The following is a 4,963-nucleotide window of genomic DNA, read 5'->3' as shown; positions in this document are numbered from 1 at the left end:
ACCAGGAGCCGGTAAAGGAACACAGGCTAAGAAAATAGCGGATAAGTATCAGATACCGCATATTTCAACAGGTGATATTTTCCGTGCTAATATCAAGAACGGAACGGAACTGGGTAAAAAAGCAAAAACTTACATGGACCAGGGATTATTAGTACCGGATGAACTGGTAGTGGATCTGGTAGTAGACAGAGTACAGCAGAGTGATTGTGCGAATGGCTATGTTCTGGACGGTTTCCCAAGAACAATTCCTCAGGCAGAAGCATTAGATGCAGCACTTGCTAAATTAGGCGATAAAGTTGATTATGCAATTAATGTGGAAGTTCCGGACGAAAATATCATTAACCGTATGGGCGGAAGAAGAGCCTGTGTAGGCTGTGGTGCTACATACCATGTTGCATATAACCCTCCCAAAGAGGAAGGATTCTGTGACATTGACGGCGAAAAGCTGATCTTAAGAGAAGATGACAAGCCAGAGACTGTTAAGAAGCGTCTGGATGTATACCATGATCAGACACAGCCGTTAATTGAGTATTACAGCAGCAAACAAATATTAAAAGAAGTAGATGGCACGGTAGATATGGAAGACGTATTTACAGCTATCGTACAGATATTAGGAGTGTAACACTATGTCAGTAACAATAAAGTCTGCAAAAGAAATTGAACTTATGAGAGAAGCTGGAAGATTACTGGAGATTACTCATAATGAATTGGCAAAGGCAATCAAACCGGGGATATCTACCTGGGAAATTGATCAGCTTGGCGAGCAGATTATCAGAAGCTTTGGCTGTACTCCTAATTTTCTGAATTACAACGGATATCCGGCATCTATCTGCGTTTCTGTTAACGACGAGGTCGTACATGGAATTCCTTCTAAAAAGCGTATCCTGCAGGAAGGGGATATTGTCAGCTTAGATGCAGGACTTATCTATAAAGGCTTTCATTCTGATGCAGCCAGAACCCATGCGGTGGGCGAAATCAGTAAGGAAGCGAAACAACTGATTGAAGTAACAAAACAGTCTTTCTTTGAAGGTATCAAATTTGCAAGGGCAGGGCATCATCTGCATGAGATTTCAGCCGCTATTGGAGCATATGCTGAGAGCTTTGGCTACGGAGTGGTTCGTGACCTGGTTGGCCATGGAATCGGCACCAGCCTGCATGAGGATCCACAAATCCCTAATTTTTCCCAAAAGCGCAGAGGTATCCGCCTTCAGCCTGGAATGACCCTGGCAATAGAGCCAATGATTAATGCCGGACGATACGATGTCGAATGGCTGGATGATGATTGGACGGTAGTCACAGAGGATGGTTCCTGGTCTGCCCATTATGAAAATACGGTATTGATTACTGAAGATGAGCCCGAAATTTTAACTTTGGGACATATTCATGAATAATGAGGGCAAAAAATGGAAAGATTTGAGATAGGAATGCTGGCTGTATCAAGAGCCGGCCATGATAAAGACTGTCTGTATGTAATAAGTGCCATAGATGGTGAATATGTATATCTGACGGATGGAAAGGTGAAACCCCTTGAGCGTCCCAAGAAAAAGAAGAAAAAACATATCCAGGTGATCCGCATAATTCCGGAAGATTTGTGTGGTGCACCTATGGATTCACTTAAAAATGAAGATATCAAACGAGTAATTAAGCATTATCGTAAATCACAGAAAATAGATAATGTCAATCAGGTGAAGAAAGTTTCAGGAGGTTTTTAAATGTCAAAAGTAGATGTTATTGAAGTAGAAGGAACTGTGTTAGAAAAATTACCAAATGCGATGTTTAAAGTAGAATTAGAGAATAAGCATGTAGTTTTAGCACACATCAGCGGAAAGTTACGTATGAATTTCATCCGTATACTTCCGGGTGACAAGGTTACAATCGAATTATCACCGTACGATTTAGATAAAGGCCGTATTATTTGGAGAGATAAGTAAAAAAAGTCAATATTTTGCTTGCATTTCCAATATATTCGTGATATAATTTGAGTCGAACTTTTTGTGAAGACACCATGTTTCGGTGTCGCAGTTTGCCCAAATACCGGGCGTTAAATGGTGTGAAAGGAGGATTTACCATGAAGGTTAGATCATCAGTGAAACCTATTTGCGAAAAATGCAAAATCATCAAAAGAAAAGGAAGTATCAGAGTAATCTGTGAAAATCCGAAGCACAAACAGAGACAGGGATAAGATCTGTTTGTAAAGTTTTATTTTAGTGCGGCTGCAGCAGGACTCACCAGGGTGTGTTGTTACTGCTGATGACAATATAAAGTGGAGACTCGCTCCACCATATATTGCTTATAATACCGGATGCATGCATACCACCTCGTTCAGTAATGGGGGGCATTCGGAAAGGTCGTATTTCAATGCGGCTGGGCAGGACCATCTATCCGTGCCTCAATTAAGGACAATATAATTAAGGTTTCGAAAGGCGCACACATTTCAGACATGCAAAAGGCATGGGCTGCGCGGCATCGTAATCTTACAAGAAAATGGAGGAAATATTACATGGCTCGTATTGCTGGTGTAGACTTACCAAGAGAAAAACGTGTAGAAATTGGATTAACTTACATCTACGGAATTGGTAGAGTAAGTGCAACAAAAATTCTGGAATCTGCAAAGGTTAATCCGGACACTCGTGTCAGAGATTTAACTGATGAAGAAGTAGGAAGAATTCGTGACGTAATTGATGAAACACAGACTGTAGAAGGTGATTTAAGAAGAGAAATCGCTCTTAATATCAAGAGATTACAGGAAATCGGATGCTATCGTGGAATCCGTCATAGAAAAGGACTTCCGGTTCGTGGACAGAAGACAAAGACCAATGCCAGAACAAGAAAAGGTCCTAAGAGAACAGTTGCTAACAAGAAGAAATAATATTGAATTTACGAAAATTACAAACTTTATTAAAGAATATGAGAAAGTAGGTTAGTTTAAAATGGCTAAAAAAGTTACCAAAAAAGTGACAAAAAAGCGTGTAAAGAAAAACGTTGAACGCGGACAGGCACACATTCAGTCATCTTTCAATAACACAATCGTAACATTAACTGATGCTGAAGGAAATGCTTTATCATGGGCAAGTGCTGGTGGTCTGGGATTTAGAGGTTCAAGGAAATCTACTCCATATGCTGCACAGATGGCAGCTGAAACAGCTACAAAAGCAGCATTAGTACATGGTCTTAAGACTGTAGATGTTATGGTAAAAGGACCAGGTTCAGGACGTGAAGCAGCGATTCGTGCTCTTCAGGCATGTGGTCTTGAAGTAACTAGTATCAGAGACGTGACTCCGGTTCCACATAATGGATGCCGTCCACCAAAACGCAGAAGAGTCTAATAGGAGGGGTAGAGTAAGATGGCAGTTAATAGAGTTCCTGTTCTTAAAAGATGTAGATCACTTGGATTAGATCCAATTTACTTAGGAATAGATAAAAAATCCACTAGAGAATTAAGAAGAGCAAACCGTAAAATGAGTGAGTATGGTTTGCAGTTAAGAGAAAAACAGAAAGCAAAATTCATTTATGGTGTTTTAGAAAAACCTTTCAGAAACTACTATAAAAGAGCTGAGAAAATGACGGGTATGACTGGTCCTAACCTGATGATCTTATTAGAGTGCAGATTAGACAACGTATTGTTCCGTGCAGGACTTGCAAGAACTAGAAAAGAAGCTAGACAGATCGTTGACCACAAGCACGTATTAGTAAACGGCAAACAGGTTAATATCCCTTCTTATTTAGTAAAAGCAGGCGATACTATCGAAATCAAAGAGAAATGCAAAGGTTCTCAGAGATACAAAGATATTTTAGATGCAACAAGTGGAAGACTTGTTCCTGAATGGTTAGATACTGAAGCAGAAGCTTTAAAAATTTCTGTTAAAGAAGCACCAGCCAGAGAAGCAATTGATGTTCCAGTTGATGAGATGCTTATCGTCGAGTTGTATTCTAAATAATCCTTAAAGTGATTTCGTCACCCTCAAAAAAATGATAACCCAAAAGGAGGGGCTTTTATAGTGTTCGATTTTAATAAACCAAAAATTGAGATAGCTGAGATATCAGACGATAAGACCTACGGAAGATTTGTTGTGGAACCTTTAGAGAGAGGTTACGGAACGACGCTTGGTAATTCTCTTAGAAGAATCATGCTTTCCTCATTACCGGGAGCTGCAGTAAGCCAGGTGAAGATTGAAGGCGTGTTACATGAATTCAGCTCGATTCCAGGTGTAAAAGAAGATGTCACTGAGATCATTATGAACATCAAATCACTGGCGATTCAGAACAACAGTGAGACGAATGAAGCTAAGGTTGCATACATCGAATTTGAAGGCGAAGGCGTGGTAACAGCTGCTGATATTCAGGCAGACCAGGACATTGAGATTCTCAATCCTGACTTAGTCATCGCAACTTTAAATGGTGGTGCAGACAGCAAATTATACATGGAACTTACCATTACAAAAGGCAGAGGATATGTAAGTGCTGATAAGGGTAAAAACGATGATATGCCGATTGGTGTAATTGCAGTGGATTCTATTTACACTCCGGTAGAACGTGTTAACCTGACTGTTCAGAATACACGTGTAGGCCAGATTACCGATTACGATAAACTGACATTAGACGTATATACGAACGGAACATTAGCTCCTGATGAAGCAGTCAGCCTTGCAGCGAAAGTCTTAAGTGAGCATTTAAGCTTATTCATTGACTTATCAGAAAATGCGAAATCCGCAGAAGTAATGATTGAAAAAGAAGACAATGAAAAAGAGAAAGTGTTAGAAATGAACATTGACGAATTAGAGCTGTCTGTTCGTTCTTACAACTGCTTAAAGAGAGCCGGTATCAATACCGTAGAAGAATTGTGTAACAGGACTTCGGAAGATATGATGAAGGTTCGTAACTTAGGACGTAAGTCTTTAGAAGAAGTATTAGGAAAATTGAAAGAACTTGGATTACAGTTGAACCCAAGCGACGAATAGTTGCT

The 4,963-nt window shown here is 40.0% G+C and carries 9 protein-coding genes; all 9 read left to right on the top strand.

Annotation, left to right across the window (positions count from 1 at the left end):
* The coding region (locus RHS_RS28075; RefSeq protein ID WP_047835050.1) for an adenylate kinase at positions 1-622 on the top strand (622 nt) is incomplete at its 5' end.
* A gap of 4 nt (positions 623-626) precedes the next feature.
* A complete protein-coding gene (gene map / locus RHS_RS28070; protein ID WP_047835049.1) occupies positions 627-1,391 on the top strand; it encodes a type I methionyl aminopeptidase in 765 nt (254 codons plus the stop codon).
* 12 nt (positions 1,392-1,403) lie between these two features.
* The gene (locus tag RHS_RS28065) at positions 1,404-1,712 is read left to right on the top strand and encodes a KOW domain-containing RNA-binding protein (RefSeq protein WP_047835048.1); all 309 of its coding nucleotides are present in this window, start codon (positions 1,404-1,406) and stop codon (positions 1,710-1,712) included.
* Entirely contained in the window at positions 1,713-1,931 is a 219-nt protein-coding gene (gene infA / locus RHS_RS28060; protein WP_027296201.1) for a translation initiation factor IF-1, read from the top strand. It abuts the gene before it with no gap.
* A gap of 137 nt (positions 1,932-2,068) precedes the next feature.
* The gene (gene rpmJ / locus RHS_RS28055; protein ID WP_003497809.1) at positions 2,069-2,182 is read left to right on the top strand and encodes a 50S ribosomal protein L36; all 114 of its coding nucleotides are present in this window, start codon (positions 2,069-2,071) and stop codon (positions 2,180-2,182) included.
* A 318-nt stretch (positions 2,183-2,500) separates the two neighbouring features.
* The gene (rpsM, locus tag RHS_RS28050) at positions 2,501-2,869 is read left to right on the top strand and encodes a 30S ribosomal protein S13 (protein WP_027296202.1); all 369 of its coding nucleotides are present in this window, start codon (positions 2,501-2,503) and stop codon (positions 2,867-2,869) included.
* Positions 2,870-2,930: 61 nt separating this feature from the next.
* Positions 2,931-3,326: a 30S ribosomal protein S11 gene (gene rpsK, locus RHS_RS28045; protein ID WP_027296203.1), complete on the top strand. Its 396-nt coding sequence runs from the start codon at positions 2,931-2,933 to the stop codon at positions 3,324-3,326.
* 18 nt (positions 3,327-3,344) lie between these two features.
* Positions 3,345-3,938: a 30S ribosomal protein S4 gene (gene rpsD / locus RHS_RS28040; RefSeq protein ID WP_027296204.1), complete on the top strand. Its 594-nt coding sequence runs from the start codon at positions 3,345-3,347 to the stop codon at positions 3,936-3,938.
* A 60-nt stretch (positions 3,939-3,998) separates the two neighbouring features.
* Positions 3,999-4,958: a DNA-directed RNA polymerase subunit alpha gene (locus RHS_RS28035; protein WP_027296205.1), complete on the top strand. Its 960-nt coding sequence runs from the start codon at positions 3,999-4,001 to the stop codon at positions 4,956-4,958.
* Positions 4,959-4,963 lie beyond the last annotated feature (5 nt).

The organism is Robinsoniella sp. RHS (assembly GCF_001029355.1).
Taxonomy (GTDB): domain Bacteria; phylum Bacillota; class Clostridia; order Lachnospirales; family Lachnospiraceae; genus Robinsoniella; species Robinsoniella peoriensis.
This window is presented reverse-complemented; position numbering and strand designations above follow the sequence as displayed.